Origin of the sequence: uncultured Maribacter sp. (genome assembly GCF_963977385.1) — a bacterium.
In the GTDB taxonomy this organism is placed as follows: Bacteria; Bacteroidota; Bacteroidia; order Flavobacteriales; family Flavobacteriaceae; genus Maribacter.
In genome coordinates this window covers 69,203-89,828 of the sequence record NZ_CAXBOU010000005.1, presented here as the reverse complement: position 1 = coordinate 89,828, position 20,626 = coordinate 69,203, and the positions used below count along the sequence as shown (strand labels likewise).

At 33.5% G+C, this 20,626-nt stretch carries 18 protein-coding genes; 3 read left to right on the top strand and 15 right to left on the bottom strand.

Features of this window, described 5'->3' with window-relative positions:
* Positions 1–34: 34 nt before the first annotated feature.
* Complete coding sequence (locus AAC084_RS07860) at positions 35–1,822, top strand: RagB/SusD family nutrient uptake outer membrane protein (RefSeq protein WP_339839170.1); 1,788 nt, start codon at positions 35–37, stop codon at positions 1,820–1,822.
* Positions 1,823–1,909: 87 nt separating this feature from the next.
* On the opposite strand, the gene AAC084_RS07855 is transcribed toward AAC084_RS07860, so the two are convergent.
* The 14 genes from AAC084_RS07855 to AAC084_RS07790 form a co-directional block, all read right to left on the bottom strand.
* The gene (locus tag AAC084_RS07855; protein WP_339839167.1) at positions 1,910–6,088 is read right to left on the bottom strand and encodes a two-component regulator propeller domain-containing protein; all 4,179 of its coding nucleotides are present in this window, start codon (positions 6,086–6,088) and stop codon (positions 1,910–1,912) included.
* A gap of 304 nt (positions 6,089–6,392) precedes the next feature.
* A complete protein-coding gene (locus AAC084_RS07850) occupies positions 6,393–7,007 on the bottom strand; it encodes a hypothetical protein (protein ID WP_339839164.1) in 615 nt (204 codons plus the stop codon).
* A gap of 11 nt (positions 7,008–7,018) precedes the next feature.
* The gene (locus AAC084_RS07845) at positions 7,019–7,588 is read right to left on the bottom strand and encodes a hypothetical protein (RefSeq protein ID WP_339839161.1); all 570 of its coding nucleotides are present in this window, start codon (positions 7,586–7,588) and stop codon (positions 7,019–7,021) included.
* Complete coding sequence (locus AAC084_RS07840) at positions 7,585–8,187, bottom strand: hypothetical protein (RefSeq protein WP_339839158.1); 603 nt, start codon at positions 8,185–8,187, stop codon at positions 7,585–7,587. The genes AAC084_RS07845 and AAC084_RS07840 overlap by 4 nt, the downstream gene beginning before the upstream one ends.
* 18 nt (positions 8,188–8,205) lie before the next feature.
* Entirely contained in the window at positions 8,206–9,018 is an 813-nt protein-coding gene (locus AAC084_RS07835; protein WP_339839156.1) for a hypothetical protein, read from the bottom strand.
* On the bottom strand, positions 9,015–9,626 hold the full coding sequence (locus tag AAC084_RS07830; RefSeq protein ID WP_339839153.1) for a hypothetical protein: 612 nt from the start codon (positions 9,624–9,626) through the stop codon (positions 9,015–9,017). Before AAC084_RS07830 ends, AAC084_RS07835 begins: the two co-directional genes overlap by 4 nt.
* Before the next feature lie 7 nt (positions 9,627–9,633).
* Positions 9,634–10,044 carry a hypothetical protein gene (locus AAC084_RS07825; RefSeq protein ID WP_339839151.1) on the bottom strand — a complete coding sequence of 137 codons (411 nt, stop codon included), beginning with the start codon at positions 10,042–10,044 and terminating at the stop codon, positions 9,634–9,636.
* Between the two features lie 12 nt (positions 10,045–10,056).
* Positions 10,057–12,123, bottom strand: a complete 2,067-nt coding sequence (locus tag AAC084_RS07820) for a hypothetical protein (RefSeq protein WP_339839149.1) — start codon at positions 12,121–12,123, stop codon at positions 10,057–10,059.
* Positions 12,124–12,134: 11 nt separating this feature from the next.
* Positions 12,135–12,629, bottom strand: coding sequence for a hypothetical protein (locus AAC084_RS07815; RefSeq protein ID WP_339839147.1), 495 nt, complete (start codon positions 12,627–12,629; stop codon positions 12,135–12,137).
* 101 nt (positions 12,630–12,730) lie between these two features.
* Positions 12,731–13,159 carry a hypothetical protein gene (locus AAC084_RS07810; RefSeq protein ID WP_339839144.1) on the bottom strand — a complete coding sequence of 143 codons (429 nt, stop codon included), beginning with the start codon at positions 13,157–13,159 and terminating at the stop codon, positions 12,731–12,733.
* Between the two features lie 34 nt (positions 13,160–13,193).
* Positions 13,194–14,288 (bottom strand): hypothetical protein, encoded by a 1,095-nt coding sequence (locus tag AAC084_RS07805; protein ID WP_339839141.1) that lies wholly within the window; start codon positions 14,286–14,288, stop codon positions 13,194–13,196.
* A 12-nt stretch (positions 14,289–14,300) separates the two neighbouring features.
* On the bottom strand, positions 14,301–14,645 hold the full coding sequence (locus AAC084_RS07800) for a hypothetical protein (RefSeq protein WP_339839138.1): 345 nt from the start codon (positions 14,643–14,645) through the stop codon (positions 14,301–14,303).
* Positions 14,646–14,662: 17 nt separating this feature from the next.
* Positions 14,663–15,022, bottom strand: coding sequence for a hypothetical protein (locus AAC084_RS07795; protein WP_339839135.1), 360 nt, complete (start codon positions 15,020–15,022; stop codon positions 14,663–14,665).
* Between the two features lie 33 nt (positions 15,023–15,055).
* Complete coding sequence (locus AAC084_RS07790) at positions 15,056–16,369, bottom strand: OmpA family protein (protein WP_339839132.1); 1,314 nt, start codon at positions 16,367–16,369, stop codon at positions 15,056–15,058.
* A gap of 112 nt (positions 16,370–16,481) precedes the next feature.
* On the opposite strand from AAC084_RS07790, the gene AAC084_RS07785 reads away from it, so the two are divergent.
* Together AAC084_RS07785 and AAC084_RS07780 are read left to right on the top strand one after the other, a co-directional pair.
* Positions 16,482–17,027 carry a sigma-70 family RNA polymerase sigma factor gene (locus AAC084_RS07785; protein WP_339839129.1) on the top strand — a complete coding sequence of 182 codons (546 nt, stop codon included), beginning with the start codon at positions 16,482–16,484 and terminating at the stop codon, positions 17,025–17,027.
* A 3-nt stretch (positions 17,028–17,030) separates the two neighbouring features.
* Positions 17,031–17,759: a CDC27 family protein gene (locus AAC084_RS07780; protein ID WP_339839126.1), complete on the top strand. Its 729-nt coding sequence runs from the start codon at positions 17,031–17,033 to the stop codon at positions 17,757–17,759.
* Here the strand turns inward: AAC084_RS07780 and AAC084_RS07775 are convergent.
* On the bottom strand, positions 17,739–20,594 hold the full coding sequence (locus AAC084_RS07775; protein ID WP_339839124.1) for a CHAT domain-containing protein: 2,856 nt from the start codon (positions 20,592–20,594) through the stop codon (positions 17,739–17,741). The genes AAC084_RS07780 and AAC084_RS07775 overlap by 21 nt on opposite strands.
* Positions 20,595–20,626 lie beyond the last annotated feature (32 nt).

Sequence of the window (20,626 nt, the reverse complement as noted above, 5' to 3'; positions counted from 1 at the left end):
ATAAGTAGTTAACACATCATAAAATAATATACAGATGAAAAAAATAATATATATAATAGTACCATGCCTAATGGTGTTCTTCACCTCATGTGAAGACGAATTTATAGACTTAGATCCGCCAGCAGAAATTACAGACCAAGTCTATTACACTGAAGCTGATCATTTTTTAACTGGATCTAACAGGTTTTACACAAACTTAATGACCTGGAGATTCGACCAAGGTATATATGCCGATCACGGTTCTGATTTAGTTGGTTATACCGAAGATAGTGGTATGCAAGAATATAGTAGAGGTGATACTCGAGCACCAGAATCGGATGATTACTATTCAGATCCTTATGCAGCTATTAGAGACATGAATCTTTTACTAGAACGTGCAGAAGCTTATGAAGGAGACGAAAGCATTGTAGCCTATGTTGCAGCCACTAAATTTCATAGAGCTTATCAATATTTCAATTTAGTACAACGTTTTGGCGGTGTTACTTTGGTAACAAGATCTTTAGATGTTGGTGATGAAGAACTAAACGCACCTCGTAATAGCAGATATGAAGTTGTTGCACAGATTTTAGCCGATTTAGATGAAGCAATTGCAGGGCTACCTACAGAACAAGAGATTTCCTCTGAAGACAAAGGTAAAATTAGCAAATGGGCCGCTATGGCATTTAAAGCAGATGTTTTATTACATGAGGCTACTTGGATGAAATACGTAGGCACTACTACAGATGGTGATGGTGTCGGTAGTGGAGCCGGTAGTGAGGGCTTTAATGCCTCTAATATAAATCCTTATTTACAAGAAGTTGTAACGCTTTCAAAAACTATAATGGACCAAGGTGGTTTTGAGCTATGGAACTACAACGATGTTCTAGATAACTTAAGTTCTAATTTCCTTTTTAATTTAGAAGATGGCGGTTCTAACCCAGCAGGATTAGATAAGGCTACCAATAAAGAATTTATTTTTTACAATAAATACGATTTTACATTTAGGCAAGCTGGAGACTTACTAAGTCATGTTTATGAAGGTAGAGTTAAGCCAAGTAGAAAAATGATGGACCTTTTCTTAAGTACCGATGGTTTACCTATAGATCAGTCTCCATTATTTCAAGGTTATGCAAATACACCTGACGAGTTTCAAGACAGAGATTACAGAATGACGGCTTATTTTACTTACCATAAAAATCTTGGTGAAATACCTCAAAATGGAGATGTAAAATTAAATGGCACCAACAATTTCGGCTATTTCAATTCAAAATTCATGAGTTGGAAATGGGGTACGGATGAAGCATACAGAGCAACAAAAACTGAAGCTTATGACATGCCTTTTATTCGCTTGGCTGAAGTTTATTTGATGTATGCGGAAGCTTTGTACGAGCTAAACGGTAGTCTTACAGATGCTGAAATGAACGAATCTATCAACTTGGTAAAAGCTAGAGCTGGATTACCGGCAATCTCTAATTCCTTTTTAGCTGCCAATAATATGGATTTAGAGACAGAAATTAGAAGAGAGCGTACTATTGAGCTTTATGCAGAAGGCGCAACCCGGTTTAATGATTTAAAAAGATGGGGTATTGCAGAAGAAGAATTGGGTGAAACCAAATTTGGCGCTGTAATTGAAGGCACCGTTTACGAAGGTAATCCTGATTTATATAGTCCTGAAGGTTATGGTTTTGGTGAAGCGACTGCCACTACGGCTGTAGGTGAAAGAAGTACGCTTGTTGTAGAACCATCATCTATCCGTAATTTCTCTCGGGATAATTATTTATTTCCAATACCTACATCTCAAATAGGTTTAAATGATAATATAAACCAGAATCCTGGTTATTAAAATGTTTGTTTTGAGTTAGTTTAAAAGGCAGTTATAGTTAATCTATAGCTGCCTTTTTATTTACCTCAATCCAGAAGGGCAATGGTGTTAAAGTTCTTCTCCTTCTTGCTTACCTATAAATTCTGTAGGGGTTACATTAAAAAGCTCTCTGAACGTTTTACTGAAATAAGCTGTAGAATTAAAGCCTGTCATGTATGATATCTCTTTAATGGAATATCTATTCTCTTTTAATAATTCGGCAGCATGTCTTAACCTTACTGTCCGCATGTAATGACTAGGGTTATTACCCGTCAACGAGTTTATTTTCCTATATAATTGTGACCGTCCGACCCCTAATTCTTTAAGAAGATCTTCTTGCTTAAAATCCATATCAGCAACATTTTTCAAAATCGTTTTTGTAACTCGATCTAAGAAAACCTCATCTATACTATTCGTAGTCACCTCACTTGCCGGAAAAATTCCGCCAATCTCTGAAAATCGCTGTCTTAAACGTTTTTTAGTTTCAAGTAAGTTATTAATACGGGCTATTAGCACCCTAGTCACAAAAGGTTTTGATAAATATGCATCAGCACCACTATGATAACCTTCTACTCTATCGTCATCTAAACTCTTTGCTGTCAAGAGTAATACTGGGATATGACAAGTCTCAAACTCGCTCTTAATTTTTTTACATAATTCAAAGCCGTCCATTACTGGCATCATTACATCACTTATAATTACATCTGGAAAATGCTTTTTTGCCGCCCGAAGGCCTTTTTCGCCATTTGCTGCCTGCCTTACCTGATAAAATTCACTTAGATCATTAGTTAAATGTGTACGTAATTCTTTATTATCTTCAATTATAAGAATCGTAGGCCGTTCTTTGTTATTCGCTGTCGTAACATCATCTTTGTATGTCACCAACTCGTTAGTAGTTAGCATATCATATTCTACAGCTTTCATAGAATTTATACGAAACTCATTCTTAATACTCTCTGTTTCAGTAGCTTCTTTATCAAGGTTCAAAGGCATACGCACAATAAATTTACTACCTACTTTCGCTTGACTTTCTACAGAAATATCACCCCCATGCATCTCAATCAAAGCTTTGGTGAAATTTAGTCCAATGCCTGTACCAGTTTTAGATAGATCCAAATTATAAAATCTAGAAAAAACATTTTTCAACTGTGTTTTATCAAGTCCTTTACCACTGTCTTTAACTACTAACTCGACATAATCGCCCATTTTTTCTTTATACATAAAAAATGAATCGTAGGTTTTAACTTTTTTAGAGACTTTATGAATTGAAACTTCAATTCTTCCTTCTGGTGGTGTAAATTTTATGGCGTTTGATATAAGATTGGTAATAATTTTTTCAACTTTATCTAAATCGAAATGGGCCAGTATTTTCTTCGAATCGCTTGTAAATTTATAGTCCAATTCTTTCTGCTCTGCCAAGCCTTTAAAAAGCATAAAAATATCCTCAGAAAACTCAACTATATTGCCTTTTTCAAGCTGTAAAGGCATCATACCCACATCCATTTTTCTATAATCTAGCAACTGGTTTACTAAATGCAATAGTCGTCTAGCACTTCGTTGAATTGTCTGTGCCGATGTCATCATTGGGCTAGACTCATTTATACTTGAAAGTATTTTATCTACCGGATTTAGTATTAGTGTCAAAGGTGTTCTAAATTCATGCGAAACATTCACAAAAAACTGTAGCTTCATTTGATCTAATTCATGCTCTTGGCCTTCCTTTACTTTTTGAGTATAGTAGCGCATAACCAAATAGAATACCAGTATTCCGAATAAGGTATAAAATAAATAAGCCCACCATGTTTTCCATGGTGGTGAAAGAACTTCGAAATTCACAATCGCTGCTTCAGCTTTATCCCAGTTACCATCTAATGATGCCTTTACTTCAAAAACATATTTGCCAGGGTCAAGATTAGAATAGGTGATTTCTCTCTTAGAACCAATGGTTTCAAAATCATTATCTAATCCAAACAATTTATAAGCATACTGAACTCTTTCTGGGTTTTCAAAATGTAGCGCTAAAAAGTCAAAGGCTACATAATTCTCATCATAGTTCAATTTAAGTTTTTCTATTTCAGTTATTCTATCTGTCAATAAAACTCGATTATTAACAGTATCACCAACAACCACTGGCTTATTATTAAGTGTAAATTGGGTTATTATAGGACTAATATTTGCTGATGGTCGTAATGTAATATCATCAGGATGAAAAATATTAAAACCATTTATACCGCCAATCAATATTCGGCCATCACTGGTCTTATCTATTGATTTACTTTGGTATTCAGGACCTTGAAGACCATCATGAATATTAAAGTTTTTTATTTGATTAGTTTCTGGGTTTAAAAATGATAGTCCACTTTTGGAAGTAACCCAAAAATTATGGTTGTCATCTTCTTCAATGCCCACCACTAAGTTGTTTGGTAAACCTTCTTTAGATGAATACGATTTCAACAAATTAGATTCAGGGTCTAATTTATATATACCTGTATCTGACCCTACCCATATATTCCCTAAATAATCTTCAGTTATATAGTTTACAAGATTGTCTTCAATGCCAGGTATTTTAATTTCCTTAAAAGTTAAGGCTTCCGGTATTCTACTTTCGAGCTGATTAAGGTCTAGATAATTTAGACCTAATGATGTACCCACAAACAACCTATTTCTAGAATCAACGAATAAAAAAAATACAAAATTACTGGCCAAGCCATTCTCTTTTCCTGCTATGTTTTTAAAGTTGTAAAATTTTTCACTATCGGGATCAAATAAACTTAACCCTTCTGTTCTAAGTCCGAACCATAGTCTATTATCATTGTCCTCAACACCAGACCAAACAGAGTTTTGCCCAATTGAAAACACATCGGATTCTTTATGTAAAAATCTTTTTACTTTATAATTGTCCGGGTTAAATCTACTTAACCCGCCATCTAAGGTACAAACCCATATTTGACCATCATTAGATTCAAACGTATATAATATCTTGTCTGAGCTTATACTGTTAACATTATTTGGGTCATGCAGAAAGTGTTTGAATGTGTTAGTATCTTTATCGAAAAGATTCAAACCTCCATTATAGGCACTTATCCATATTCGTTCTTTTGAATCTTCAAGAACAGATTGAACAATTTTCTCATTAAGTCCATCTGGGTTTCCTGGTTGGTAATAATAATGCCCAAATGCATACTGCGAAGGGTCTAATTTACTTACACCTTTATCATAACTTCCTATCCAAAGAATACCGCTTTTATCTTCATATATTTTAGATGGTTTGTTATTTGGTAAGGAGAAAGAATCTGAAAAATTACTGACCAGATGCTGAATTACTTGATTCTTAGTTTTATTTAATAAGAATAGTCCATGACCATCTGTCGATGCCCAAATATTACCATCTTTATCAAGATGCATATCTCTTACGGCAATATCTTTTTCAGAAGTAAATGTTTTATGGGAAAAAATATTATTAGCTCTATCCCAAAAGATCATGTTAGATAAATTATTGCCTATCCAAAAATCATTATCTGCATCGACAAAAACATTCTTAGGTATATGATTAAGTTCGTAATCATTTTTATTTTCTATTAAAACTCTATCAAAGTTATCACGCTCCTTATCATATTTATTTAAATACGCACCATTCGTACCCACCCAAATAACATCGTCTTGATCTTTAAAAATCACATTAACAATATTATTATCTAATGAGTTTAAGCTCGAATCATCATTTAAATAATAGTAAAACTTTAAATCTGATACATCCCTTTCAAACTCATCAACAATAATTTTAATGACACCATTGTTCGTAGCTACCCATAATACATTATTCGCATTATCAAAAAATAGATCGTTTATAAATTTACGTGGATTGTTCGCTAGAGATAATTGTTGGTAGAGGTCTACGCGTAGAAATCTTTTAGTTTTTTTATCGAAATAGTTAAGACCATTATTTGTACCAATCCATAAATTGCCACTCGTATCCTCAACTATTGCATTAATTCTATTATTACTTATAGAACTGGGGTCATTTAAAATTGATTTATAAACCTCAAACTCATAACCATTATATTTATTTAAGCCATCTATAGTACCAAACCATAAAAAACCTTCAGAATCTTGAAATATAGTTAAACAAGTACTACTAGATAAACCGTCTACTGTATCTAAATTTTCAAACTTGAAGTTATTGAATTGACCTCTAGAATAAAAATTGATTAGGCAACATAGGACAAGTAAAAATATCCTTAAATTCATAATAATCTGATTTCCAATATTAACCATTAGACAACTATTGCATCTACCAATAAAGTCAAAAAATATTCAATAATCAAAATAGGAAAATTTATGCTAAATACTATTAGTTATTCGATAAATTAAGGGATTGCACGCTTTTAGCAAAGTGAAGACAGAAGATGATTCTAAATAATAATTTATCAATTCAAAAGACTAACCTCCGTACTAAACTAAAAAAACCACGCCAAAAGGTGTGGTTTTCTTATTCTTAATTTTTAACATCTCTAACTTTTGCTAGTACATATTTTATATACTTATTCTTTTACTAATTAAAATCTTTGAATCGGCTCAAGTTTTTAATGCCCATTGCCGCCCATAATTCCTCAGTATTCATATTCTTACCTTCTAGTGTTACATAAAATCGGTTGTCATATAAAAACCTGAGTTCTGAACGAAAGTCCGACTTTGTATCTTCATCTCTATCGGTGCCAAAGGTCAATACTCCATTTCGTTCTTTTTTTGAATATCTTATGGTGTTATTATACTCTGAAGTTATCTTATTTAGATGTAACATTTTTAAAGGGATTATAGCTCCCATAACATTTTTACCAGCAGCATCTAAAATTTCCATTCGTACCGTGTTATCTCCAAAACTGCCAACAGCAGTCTCATCTGAACTAATTCTAGGTTCTTGTGAGTCTAAGCTTAGGTTGCTCAATTTTTTCGGGAATGCCTCTAGTAATTGTTCATTGGTTAGCAGCGTTTTAGTGCTCAATTCCTTTAGTAGGAGATCATATTTTTCATTTATATCTTCATTCTTGCCAGTTACTTCATCCAATATCCCTTCCATAATCTTAGATCCATTCGAATCTGATTTTGGAGTTTCATTACAAGCCACCAAGAGTGCTATAATTAGGGTTAAATTTAATATATTTTTCATACTCTTTGTTTTTATATTTTTCCAATAATAAGCTTCGAAACTTCAATAGCTTTTTCTTTATTTTCAATGCCGTTATTTGAGACTTTAACATGCACATGAAACATATATTTATTTGAAAGAAAGGTTAATTGCGATATCCTCGCATCCCAAACTGCCATAGTCCCCATATTAGAAATTTCCTCCGGTTGTTTATATATCGATGTAGATTTCTTGAACATATCTTCATTTGCTTTTTTCACCATAACAATTAAAACTTCACTAGGTCTGGTAGATTTAATTTCTTGACCTCCAAATGAAACCGAGGTAATAATCTTACCATCTTCCCATTTAAAAATACAGGTAGGATATGTGTAAATAACATCTTTCATGTCTATAGGGTATTCTGTTATTTCAAACATACTTTTCACTTCTTCCTTTGAAATGACATCGCAAGGGGAGTTAATAGCAGACGATTTTTCGGTTTTCGCACTTTTATCCGCTATTTTATTTTGTGGTGCATTCGTTTTGTTTTCTTTGCTATTACATGCAAATAGCAGTGCAGTAAACAAGACAATCAGTAAATTGGTTTTTATATTTTTCATTTTATTTGTTCTTCAATAATTAGTTTTGCCAATGCAATGGTTTTTTCTTTATCAGAGATATCATCAAAGGAAATATCGACCTGAAGGGTAAATGAAACTCCCCTATAATACACCTCTAAATTGTTCTTTTTCGGATTCCAGTAGGCCGCTTCGCCAACGTCATTTATTTTGTATAATTCTGGATATTTTTCTAGATCAACAAAGTCTAGAAAAGATTCCATATCGGCCTCACCGTCAATCCATTTTATTTGTACAATATCAGACCGTGAATAGGTCTCTCTTTTTCGGTTCGTAGTAGATTTTTCTTTTATTACTTCTCTACCATTTTCCCAATAGTAGCGGAGTATTTCAGCAAACATACCTTTCATCGTATGCATTTTATTAGCTTTTGAAGCTTCAAATCCAGTTATTCTCGATGCCAGTTCCAGAGTCAATAAATCGTTATAATCGCCACTAAACACATAATCACTTTCAAGAATTGGTGTCGTTGTTTCAGGATTAGGATTGTCATTTTTTGAGTCTGGGTCGGTAGCCTGCCCATTTCCTTTACAAGAAATAATCATAAGCATACACATAGCTAAGTATTGATATTTTTTCATACTGTATTTAGTTTAAAATTATTCTACGTTAACTGAAAACCATTGCACATCTGTAGGAAGCTCAGGGATACAAGTTATCTCTATGGTAGAGGGAGTTGTTTTACCATTTGAATCTGTAAAAATTTCTGCAATTGTATATTTGATTATGTTCCATCCTTTTTGAAGATTTAGATTTGTGATTGTTATATGATTATAATTTTCTTCTCCAACACCTGTATAAGTAGGTATTGCACATTCTCCTTTTGCAGTTGCCCCGTCTTCAACAAAAAACCATTGCAGATAATACCCTTTTACGGCATTATCTTGCCCATACGAAAAAAGCCAATTGGCTACTTCAGGCTGGTTTACAGCATATAATACACTAACAATATTTCCATCTTTATCAGTAAGATTAGGATCTGGTATGCCCGTAATTATGGCCTCACCATTTTCAAATTCTATTTCATTCTTTTTAGTTGACCCAGAATACGTGATTTTTTCTGTGCCATCATCAAGATATTCTATGTTTTCGTTATTAAAATCACACAGAAAGGTTTTGGCAACCGTTTTAAACTCAATTTGCCAATTATTAGATGCGTTTTCTTGCGCTTTTTTTGCTTTTTCTTTAATGATGGTTAAATAATTTTCATCTAATGGAATATTAAATTTTCCGTCTTTATCTATTTCCCCTAAAACTATTTTTTCTCTTGTAACCATATCAAAAGACATTATTGAACCCTCACCTTTATTGTTATTTGTGATGGTTCCTGTAATGGAATTTTGCGCTTTACAACCTACAATTGTAAAAGCACTCATAACGAGTACTATTATACTATTTTTTAGTGTTTTCATTTATATTGATTTAATTTTATAAGATTTTCAAAATCGATATAAGACCATAATGTATCAACATTATCAGATCCTAGTAGTGATATTTTAAATCGATTATTATAGATAAAAGAAATTTGATTTCTTTTGATTTTTGGCTGTAAAAAAGCAATGGTTTGGTAGCCGTCTCGATCTTGATAAACATATTCCGTTTCTTCCGGACCTTGGTTCTTAAACTTGAAGCTGTCAAAAAAGTTTCGAACTATAGCCCTTGAACCTGAACCATCTTCAATCCAAAAATTATAAGGACTATCATAAGAACCATACGTACCATTGGCCATTTGATTACTAGCCTCGAATCTATGTTCTCCTATTTTTTTATTACCGTTAATATGTTCGGGTATTATGGGTAATAATTGTTCACTCGTTAAAGGAGTTTTCTTTTTTAAAGCTTTGTATAAAGTTTTTTGACTTTCCGCATCCAGAAAAGGATTGGTTAACACCTCTTCCTCCCCATTTTCAACGGTAGAATTAATTGTCTGTTTTTCTAATGTTTGCTTTTCTTCGTTACTATTTTCTTTACAAGAAATTATAAGCAATAAAAGGCTCAGTATATAAAGTTGATTTTTCATATTGCTTTTATTTAACTTCTGTGAAATATTCTGTAATTGTTTTTGTTGGGCGACCGTCTTTGTACACAAAAGTTGCTTTCATAATACCAGTAGCAATAGGGTTTTCATATCGCGGTTCCTTAAAGGGGATACTATATTTAATATAAAAGGTTCTATTGGCTAAGTTGTCAGAACTATGCACTGTCATGTGGTAACAATGACCATAGTCTTTACAGTTCTGATCCTTTTTAGGAACTTGACCCCAAAACAACCAAAGTCGGGTACCCGTACTTGTTCTATCGTATAAAGATGTCCTAGTTTTGCTAACTATAATTTTCGGGAAGTTTCCCTTAATATCCTTATTTTTTAAGATAATTTGGGCATTGACACCCAAGGTAAAAAGTAAGAAAACCAACATTGAGATTATTTGCTTTTTCATTTTGAATGTGTTTTAGTTAATAAATGAGGGTATTGAAAAAACTTGCGCATTGGGTACTATTATCTGTTGTTCTTCATAGTAATAATGTATGTCTGCCCCGCGTTCAACTAAAGATTCTAGTCTTTTTTGATTATCAAAAGTGATGGTAAGCCTTCCGTCATAAATAAAAACTGTTTTTTCAGAACCGATATCGCCACTAATCTTTTTCGCTTTTGGCTCTTTTTCTAGCATTGAAATAGTAATTTCTGCTGCAAAGGCGGGTATTTTGTGCATTACCGACCCTTTGTTCATTTTTAAGCCTGCGAAATCCATATCTATTGGAGCAAGTTGCGCTACGGCGCCAAACATTTGTAATAACTTGGTTTTCATCCATCCTTTGCCCGGAATGTTCATATAGATATAGCCTTCCTCATCTGAATACAAGGTTTGGCTTTCTGCTGGATGAGTCATTTTAAGGGCGTAATTGTCCACATCAAAAAACATATTTATGGCTCCGTCTGGTGACTTCATAACAATTCGCATATCGGAGCTTCCTGTAATTACATGAATCATTTGATAGCCATAATTTTCTTCACTAAAATGAAAAAGGGCTTCTAGTTTTACCGAACTAGTCTTTTTCAGGTCTTTTTTCAGGTCTACGGACTTAAAAGTGACCAAGGTGGTTTTTTCATTTTTACCTGCTTTTACCTCTATATCATCATCATGATCGGTATCAGGTAAAAAGGAAACATGATCAAGCACCGTAGTACCATCAACTTTTAAAGAAAAACTCATGTCTTTTTCTTCCATTTCTTGCACGGTGTAACCCAGAAATTCTAAAGTAAAACTAGCCTCTTCGGGTTGGTCGTCTTCCAAAATGCCTTCGAAGGGGTACACTGTGTCTGCTTGTAATTCCTTCTTAGTTTTTTCATCTATAAAACTTATGGGTTCAATGATGTGCATAGCAGTGCCTTTGGTAGCCATTTTTAAATAGTTATACGTCTGTTCCGTATCGCCACTTGCTCTTTTATTTTTAAAGTATGGAATATTATTTTTTAGGGAATCGGGCATGTTTTTAAATGCTGTTGGTGCAGATTCCCCATATTGAAGCATCCTATCGTACAAATTGTGAAAGGCTTTGTAGGAGTCTAGGACATTAGTTATATTTTGCCAATAAAAGAGTTGCCCATTTCGCATAATATTATCAAATGTGATTTGTATGTCGCCCTGCTGGCCTAATTCACATGCGCTAAATATAAATAGCTTGTTGTTTACTTTAGGGTAAGCGTCTGAAAAGAACTTTGGTATAAAAAACAATTCGCCGTACTCCAATGAAATACCTCTAACGTTTTTACTTTTAATTAAATCGATTAATTCTTGTCGATCCTTTTTTTCATATTTAATCCCTGATGAAATGTATGTTCGACATTTATTGGATGGCTGTATATCCTCTTCTTCGAATTCACAAGTTTTACTAGCATGAGAACTTAAATGTACCACATCAAAATTGTTAAAAGACAAATAATCCTCAAACGAAATCTGCTGTTCGTTTTTTGTTTTATTCTCCTTATAGGTTACCCTATCTTTATAATTTCTATTGTTGGGCAACTTATTAAATGGAATTAAGATATCATCAACGTGCCCAAATTCCCAGGCATAAGGAGCCAATAACAAAGCTTTTTTATTTTGTCGATTTTCACCCCGTTGTGCGCCTACTACATTCGCATTGTTTTCGTCGGCATTGGTATTGTTCAGAGCCATGATTGGAGGTGTTGCCATACTTGCAGTACCTCCTTTTGTTTCGGATGAAAACTCTTTGAGCTTAATCAACATAGTAGGCCCGTTTTTTAGCCTAAAACTTAACAATTCGTCTCCTACGCCAATTTCTTGTAGTTCTGGAATTCCCTGAAGCTCTTTAACCAATTCCTTTACCGGCTTTAGTTGAATGGTGTCGAGAATGGCAAAACCTTTTTGGATGACTGAATCTGGCATTTTTGAAAAATCTTCCAAAATACCATCAACAAAGCCATCTTTTTCTTTCTTGCTATCGTTACATGAGAACAAAAAGAGAGAAACAACAAATAGGAATAGGAGACGCATAGTTTTTTAATTTATTCGATTGTAAAATTCATAGTAGCGGGGCTAATGCTCCCCTTAACATTTTGCCCTTCTGATGGTACAAATTGGAATATGATTTCAAATGATTTAGCCCCTTTAAGTGGAAGGTTCGTATTTCCATTTGCTGTAAGTTTTTGTAAAGCTGGAATCGCATCAAAAGCCTCTATTGGCACAAACATATCTCCCGGTAGCCAAGGCCATCCTTTACGTGATGTCTCTGAAATAGTTTTGCCATTGTGCTTAACAGTAGTTTTCATATCAAAAAGCACAATACCTTCAGATTCTATATTGGTTGACTTAAAATTGAAATTTATGCTATAAACCCCATCTTTAAATGCTTTAAATAATTCTACTGGTGTATTTTGTTTGATGGTTTTGCTATTCATCATTCCTTTGATGGAGAGTTTACCTTCAACCGATTGTGAAAAGGATAAAGTAGTTGTTAATATGAAGGCTAATGCTACTAATGTAATTTTTGTTGTTTTCATAATTATTTGTTTTAAGTTATTTTAATATTTTGTTCCCGATGATATCAAACTTTCCACAATCCACATAAGTGTCTGGACTTATATTTGATTTTAAATCTCACCTACTTTAATCCTTTTTTTTTAGACAGGGGTCTGCGATTTGTCACTCTTTTACCATTCCAATTTTCTGCTTGCCAATCATCCCTCCCTAGGGGCATATAATAGCCTTCAAAAGCTTGTTGTTGACTATTTACCATCACAAATCTGAAAGCTCCAGATTTGCCCATTTTCATTCCCGTTTTGTCCATTTTAACATTGGTTCTCGTATAAGTGCCTATTATATCTCCATACTGATACTTTCCGACTAAAGTTCCATTAGGAAAAGTTCCGGTATAACTTCCATCGCTCTTCTTTGTGATGTTTACTTCCCAATTGTTCCCTAAAAGTGTTGTTTCCCATTTTCCAGTCCAATCATGTATTTGTGCTTGTATTGAAAAAGACATAAAGAATAGAATACCAAGAGTTGTTAAAATTTTAATTGAATTTTTCATGATTATTTATTTTTAATTTTTGTTTAAATGTTGTTTAATTTTTAGCTACAAAAACACTATTAACTTGCGCTGAAGAAGTACCGTCGGTCAATTTAATTGGTTCACCATTTTTCCATATGGTTGCAATTTCACCATCACTGCCACCAACATATACATTGTTTTCTAGCACAAAAACCGAAGTTGCCGTAGCATCGATTCCTTTTGTGGACATAGGTTCTACAGGAAAATTATTTTTCCAAAGGGTAGCCATCCTGTTCTGTTCAGAGTCATTGACCGAACCCACAACATATATATCATCATTTGAGACATAAATAGCATTAGCCGATCCGTCAGTAGTACCGTTCGATAGCTGAGTTGCAACACCATTTTTCCAGATATAGGCCACGTTTTTCCCATTTTTGAATTGTGAACCAGTGACATATACATCATTCCCCGAAACAAGTATATTCTCGGCTCTTGAACCTAAAAGATTATCTGTTAAGGAGGTTGCAACACCATTTTTCCAAATTGTGGCTACAAAAAATTTAGTTGTAGGATCTTCTACATACCCTGCAACATAAACATCGTTTGCTTGTACATATACAGATGTAGCCCATGAATGGTTTTTTCCTTCGCTCAAAATCGTTGCTTTGCCGTTAATCCACAGGGTGGCAACGTATAGTTCTCCATTAATAATTGGATAAACCTCCATCCCAACCGCATAAACTACATCTCCTGAAACGAAAACAGATGAAAGAAACGCTACCCTTGACCCATCACTTTGTGGTATTTTAATTCCGTTTTTCCAAATGGCAGCAATATTGGTTGTTCCATTATCTTCATAACCACCTATAAAAACATCTTCACCAGCTACAAAAACAGAGGTTGCATTAGCATTATTCGCTCCATTGGTTAATGGGGTAGCGATTCCGTTTTTCCATATTTTGGCAATGTTCTTTGCACCATCCGATTCTATGCCAACAGCATAAACATCGATTATAGGTTCTGGATCAGGCAGGGGCTCTTCTTCAGGCTTAGGCTGAGTTTCTTCTATAACAATGAGTTCTGGTTGGCTATCATCATTTTTACTGCATGAAAAATTAAAACTTAAAAGAATAGATAGGATTGAGATCTTTAATATCGTTTTCATAATTGGTAGATTTTACATATTCTTAACCCACTCTTTATATTTTTCTCCTAAAAAAGGCACTGGACTTTCTTTTTCATTAATGGCATTCATAAAACCTATTACCCACATATAGAGAAGCACGAAAATGCCGAGGATATTTATGATCCAACCCAAAAAGGGAATCATACCAATAACCAGTAATGCTAAACCTGTAATTGCTAAACCTAATGACTGTTTAATATGGTATGTGGCAAAAGAATCTTCCTTATCCTTATTCATTACAAATGCGATGATGAGTCCAATAAATGTTATATATGCTATTGTGGCAATTTTTTTACCTTCGCTAGCAATTGCGATATTGTTTTCTGTTGTTTCCATTTTATAAGTTTTAAAAATTAATTAGCGCAATTAGTACTGTTGATTTCTGCCTTCAGTTCTTTTATATCTTGATTATATTCTGACAGATTTACTGTGGGAACACAATTTATTACTCCTTCTAAAGCATTTACATAATTCAATCCTTCCGTTTTTAAATTATTGCAATTTGTAACCGAGGGGTCATTACTATAAATCGCAGATGCATTTGAATATGCTTTTGATTGCGAAAGAAAATTTTCTGACCAATTTTCACAAGAATTTGAGTTTATGCCGTCATCATTGTTACAGCTCAAAAGCCCTGTAGATATGACTATGATATTGGCTATTAATACTATTCTTATTTTGTATTTGAATGGGTTTTCCTTTGATGTTTTCATCTTGATATATTTATATCAGTGTTATTTAATTTTTTAAAGTTTTATAAATTCAACTCTTCTATTATTTGCCCTACCTTTTTCGGTTGTATTATCATCTAAAGCTTCAGATTCACCTTTACCCATAAATTGCAACCTGTCTTCACGGATTCCAAATTCCTCAACAAGTAGCTGTTTTACGGCAGACGCTCTATTTTCTGAAAGTGTTTGGTTATAATTTTCTTCCCCTTTATTATCGGTATGCCCAACTATTTGTAGGTTGATATCTAAATTATCGCGAAGCATATTGGCGATGTCTAATAATATGCCGTAAGATTCTTTTTTTACGGTTGCTGCAGCGGTATCGAAGTAGATGCCTGTAGTACTGAATTTCCCATTTTTCAGCAGTAGTGAACGTAAGTCTTCAGTAGACTCGGCAATTTTGAAATTAGATATACCTACAAAGTGTCCATTTTCTGGTAATATATCACTCGCTTGGATAAGAAAATAGTTGCCAATATTTGCCTGTAATAAATTGGGAGAATCGATTATTTTCTCTTCGTTTACCCACATACGTAACCTTTTTTTGTTGACAGCGATAGAGATATGTACCGTGGTGTTCAGATGTTGGGGCATAACCCTATTGATAAAATCTCCTATTTTCACTTTAACTTCACCTCCAAAATTCGATACGTTTCTTACATTCAAACCATTGTCTGAAAGTAAAAGCTCCACATTTGCCGATGTACCTCCAGATCCAATACCATATGCCTTCTTAGTTAAGAATGCTAAGAATAATTTGCTGCTAGATTTTCCTGGGTCATATCCATTGTTAGAAAAATCAAATTCCATAGTGTAATTTTCTGGAAGTGTGTTTTCCATGGTAGGCATGTAACCAGACCGTCTGACAATAGAAAGCCATTTGTCTTTAGAGTCACTAATAGTAACTACTTCACCAGATCCGCCTGTTTCCCAGTGTGCTGGAAAATCACCTATAGCATCCGCAGCAAAATCATCATAAAACAAAAGCTTGTTTCCTGGTATGAAGGTAAAGTTGCTATAAATTCCAAATTCATTTTCCGATGTGCTACTGTTAGTAGTTTCATCCTCTTCATAAATACCATCGGGTTCGCTATTATCATTTTTAGATGATCGTTTATTCTTCTTTTTCCCGCCCTTTTTCCCATCTAAAATGGTGTCCATGGTTTTCTCTGTTTCTCGATTTACCTTCTGTTCGGTTTTTCGTATAACTGCTTCCTTCGCAGCATCTTCTGCTCGTTGGCCAAGTTTTTTAAAGAATTGAGCTTCTGCTAGATGTACGTTTCCTATTAGAGCTAATAAGAAAAGTAATGTGATTGCTAATTTTCGCATGATTTATATGTTTTTCATTTATCTTTAGTCAGGGCAAAAATTACATTGTTAACATTTTTAATTAAAAATTAACTTTGATTGTAATTTCACCTAAAGCTTTCCAAAAAAGCAGATGGAAGAAAAGCATATAAAAGCATTAAAAACTGGTGACCCATTAGAAGTAAGCAAGCTTTATAATAGCCATAGAAATGCCTTTCTGAATTTTGGCAAAAAGTATGGCCTTTCTTATGATGACCTCTGCGACATTTATCAAGAGGCTTTTATAGCACTGCGAAAAAATGCTTTAAATAATAAATTAGATTCTGTAAATAGTTCTTTAAAAACATACCTATTCGGTATTGGAAAGTATAAGATTTTTGATTTGCTGAAAGAGAAAAAATCAACTACATCATACGACACCACCAAACTTGGAATATTTGATAGTACTGAAATGGTTATCACCGAAAATGATGATGAAGACCTTAGTCATGAACAAGGACTATTACGAACAAATTTTAAAAAATTAGGTAAAAAGTGTCAAGAAGTGTTAACCTTATTCTATTCTAGAGGACTAAGTATTGATGAAATTGTGGAACATTCAGATTATTCGGACGGCAGCGTGGTACGAAGTCAGAAATCTAGATGTTTAAAAACCCTGAAAGACATGATTAAATCATAGCCTATGACAAAGCAAGAAGATTTAATTGAAAAATATATTTTGAACAAACTTTCTTCAGAGGAAGCCTTGATGGTTGAAGAGCTGCTCAAAAATGATGCTAAGTTTAAAAAGGAGCTAAACTATCACTCTAATTTAAAAAAGGCCATTATAAAAGAAGATGATGATACCTTTAGAAGTTTAATTTCAGAAATAGAATCGCAGGCTAAAATTAAAAATTCAGTTCCTAGGCGTTCTTATGTAATGTGGTTGGCAGCAGCTAGTATTGTTCTTTTATTTGGTTTGAGCTACTTTTTTACTTTGGATAAAAAAGCTTCTACAGATGAACTTTTTGTAAGCTATTTTGAGCCTTATCGCAATGTAGTTCAACCGTTAGAGCGCGGGTCTGACCAACAAGATGAAAAATCCTTGGCTTTCATGGCCTACGAGAAAGGTGACTATGACCAAGCAATTTCTTTATTTTCTAATCTTTACAGCACTACCAAAGAGCCCTATTATTTATTTTACAAAGCCAACGCTTTACTAAAACAAGAAAAGGCAAATGAGGCTATTCCATTATTGTTACAACACCTTAAGACTAATGATACCCTATCTGAAAAAACGAACTGGTATCTGGCGCTTGCATATTTAAAGCTAAATGATAAAAAAAATGCTAGAATTACCTTAGAAAAGGTAATTGCAGATGGAAAATATAAGACTACAGAAGCTGAAAAACTAATTAAGGCGTTTAAGTAATATTTTATAAACTAGCCAAAACAATAGTAGGCCTACAAGCGAAATAATTAACCATACGATATAGTTTGTGGTCTGTAACGGCATCGTATTTCCTGTAATCACAATACCAGACCAATAATACGGATGTCTTAATAAGGCATCATCATTTACGTTTAAGTAGGTTAGTTTTGCTTGTCGTAATGCTTCTTTCTTACTTAAACCTTCACTTAGGTTTTCATAAAATAATTTCATTATCTCTGAAGTACTCTGATCGTTTATCTTCCATAAAGAAGTAACTAATGAAGGAACCCCTGCATAATTAAAACTGCGTGCTAGACTTAGCATACCCTCCCCTTTTTGCAATTTTCCAAATCCGGTTTGGCAGGCGCTTAAGGTTACCAAATCTGCATTAATTTGATAATTGTACAAATCTTTAACGTAAAGAAGATTATTGTGCTCATCATTATCCTCAAAAGCCAAATATGAATAATCAGGAAATTCATCATTTGCAGAGGCATGCGTAGCAAAGTGAATTAAATTATACCCTGCTAAATCGTTCTTAAAGTTGGTAATACTTGCCTTATTTCCATCATAGATTTTTCCTTTAAAATAAGCGGAAATATTCTTAGCCTCTATTCCATTATAAAGTAAAGGCCCCATATCAAATCTTTCTTGACTACGATTTTCACTGGTTGCCGTTTCTCTAAAATTAGGGGCAAAGACCATTAATTTATTGCTGTTTTTTACTTTCGTTTTGTTTTGCTCCAAGTATAAGGTGGCCGAACCGGCATAGCTCACACTATACTTAGATAGTACATATGATTCCTCTTTTTGTTCATCTGTCTGTAGCACATCAAACGGAATATAATTGAGAACATCATCGGCAAGAATTATAATATCTGTAGCACTGCAGTTCTCTAATGCATTTTTTAAAATTGTATTATATATAAGATAACCAGTACTATGGTATGCCATTCTATCCTCAATAGTAGGCTTCGAAAGCTGCCTATGATAATCGGTGATGGCCTTTTTGAGTGATTCATTAAAAGGCAACTCATAAAATTCAACCGTCTTCTTAGAGATTACAGTAAGGTATAATGAATTCTCTGTAGCCAAGTAGCTTAATACTGCTTCATTACCATTTAATTCTTTTTTTAATTCCTGTACCGATACCACACCAGATTTATATTTCAATGCATGGTATTTTGGAAAGTCTTCTTCAATCTTTGCGATATAGTTGTAGTAGTTACTTTTGGTTTGAAATAAAGAATCAATCAGGGCTGATTTTTCGTTTGTATTCGTGTTGAAAATTTGTTCGTCCCAATAGGCTATTTTAGCCCTGAAAATTTGCTCCTCACTAATAATATGTTCAGGAATACCGCCATATTTTGTTGCTTCTGCATTTCTATGCGCTTCTAATAAGGCGATGCTTTTACTCTTTTCAATAAAATAAAAGGCATCATCAACATATATTTTTTCTTTGGTTAGTTTATACAGTTCATATGAAATTTTCACCATGGTTTGTATTGCAGGGTATGTTTCGGTAACCAAGAATTCTTTATCTAATTTACTTTCAAATTCTGGGCGTAAAACATCTAACGTTTTAATGATGGCTTTAGAAGTATTGTTCGCCCTTTTCAAATACGTTATGTCATTCGTTATAGTATATGCTTCAAAAAAAGCATTGAGTTTTTCTTTCAGAATAGTGATTAACACCGGTTTAGAAAGTACTTTTCCTGGATCAGGATTTGAATTAGTATCTAGGTCTTTAAAATCCTTTTCTAACTGAATAAGTGCGAGTTGATAGTACTTTAAGCTTTCATCTATTTTTTGCTGCTTTAGATACACCTTACCTAATTTTGCATAGGCCACGGCAATATCTTGATGCTTTTTATTATCACGATACTTGGTAATTTTCAAAATTCCATCTTGATAATATGTAGTAGCTTTTTCATAGTCCAACAACCCTAAATAAGCATCACCATAAATAAGATCTACTTCTCTAGAAAAAGGATTTTCTTCTAAATATATTTGAGAGCCTTCATTTAAGGTCGAAATAGCTAATTCAAATTGATTTTGCTTAATATAATTCTTAGCTAGTAGAATATATGTAGAGAGAATTCTATTTTTAAAACTTGGATCTTTTATGTGTACTTTGTAATATGTTAAAGCTTCGTTTAGCAGCAAATTTGCAGCCTTAAAATCCTTTTTATCCTCATACACCTGAGATAATAATTTCTTAGAATTCATACGTGTAGTCTCCCAATCCTCAAGACTATCGCTATAAGTGGTTACTAAGGCTATATCTTTTTTTAAATTATACTCGGCTAATTCATATTTCCCCGTGTGTTTATAAATTACTCCCAGAAAACTATAAAGGCTAGATAGGGTAGCTAGATCATTTTGATCACGTTTAATTTCAGGTTTGGCCATAAGCTTTGTAAAAAGCTCTTGAAAATATTTTTTAGAAGAGGTGTAATCTTTTATTTTATAGTGGTAATTACCTTTATCAAAAAGCAAATAATCTGTATAGTAATTGATGTTTGCTAAACTTTTAAAACGGGGGTCATAATGTAAAAGACTATCCTCTTTTTTTAAATTTTTTTGATAATTTTCTAAATCATAATAGTGCCCGTTAGCGTTCATTAAATAAATGTATGCACTTAAAATATACTCTAATTCATTCTGCTCATCGGCCAAACGTATGGTTTTTTCATAATAGTAATAGGCACTGTCTTTATTTATGTAATGATGAGCAAAAGCGTTGTTGTATACACGCTCCAGTTCAGCCGTCTGTGCCTTTACATTATGAATGTAAGGAACCATAAAAATGAAGAAAACAATGAGATACCTCATAAAAAAAGCCCTCCTTTTTTGGAGAGCTTAAA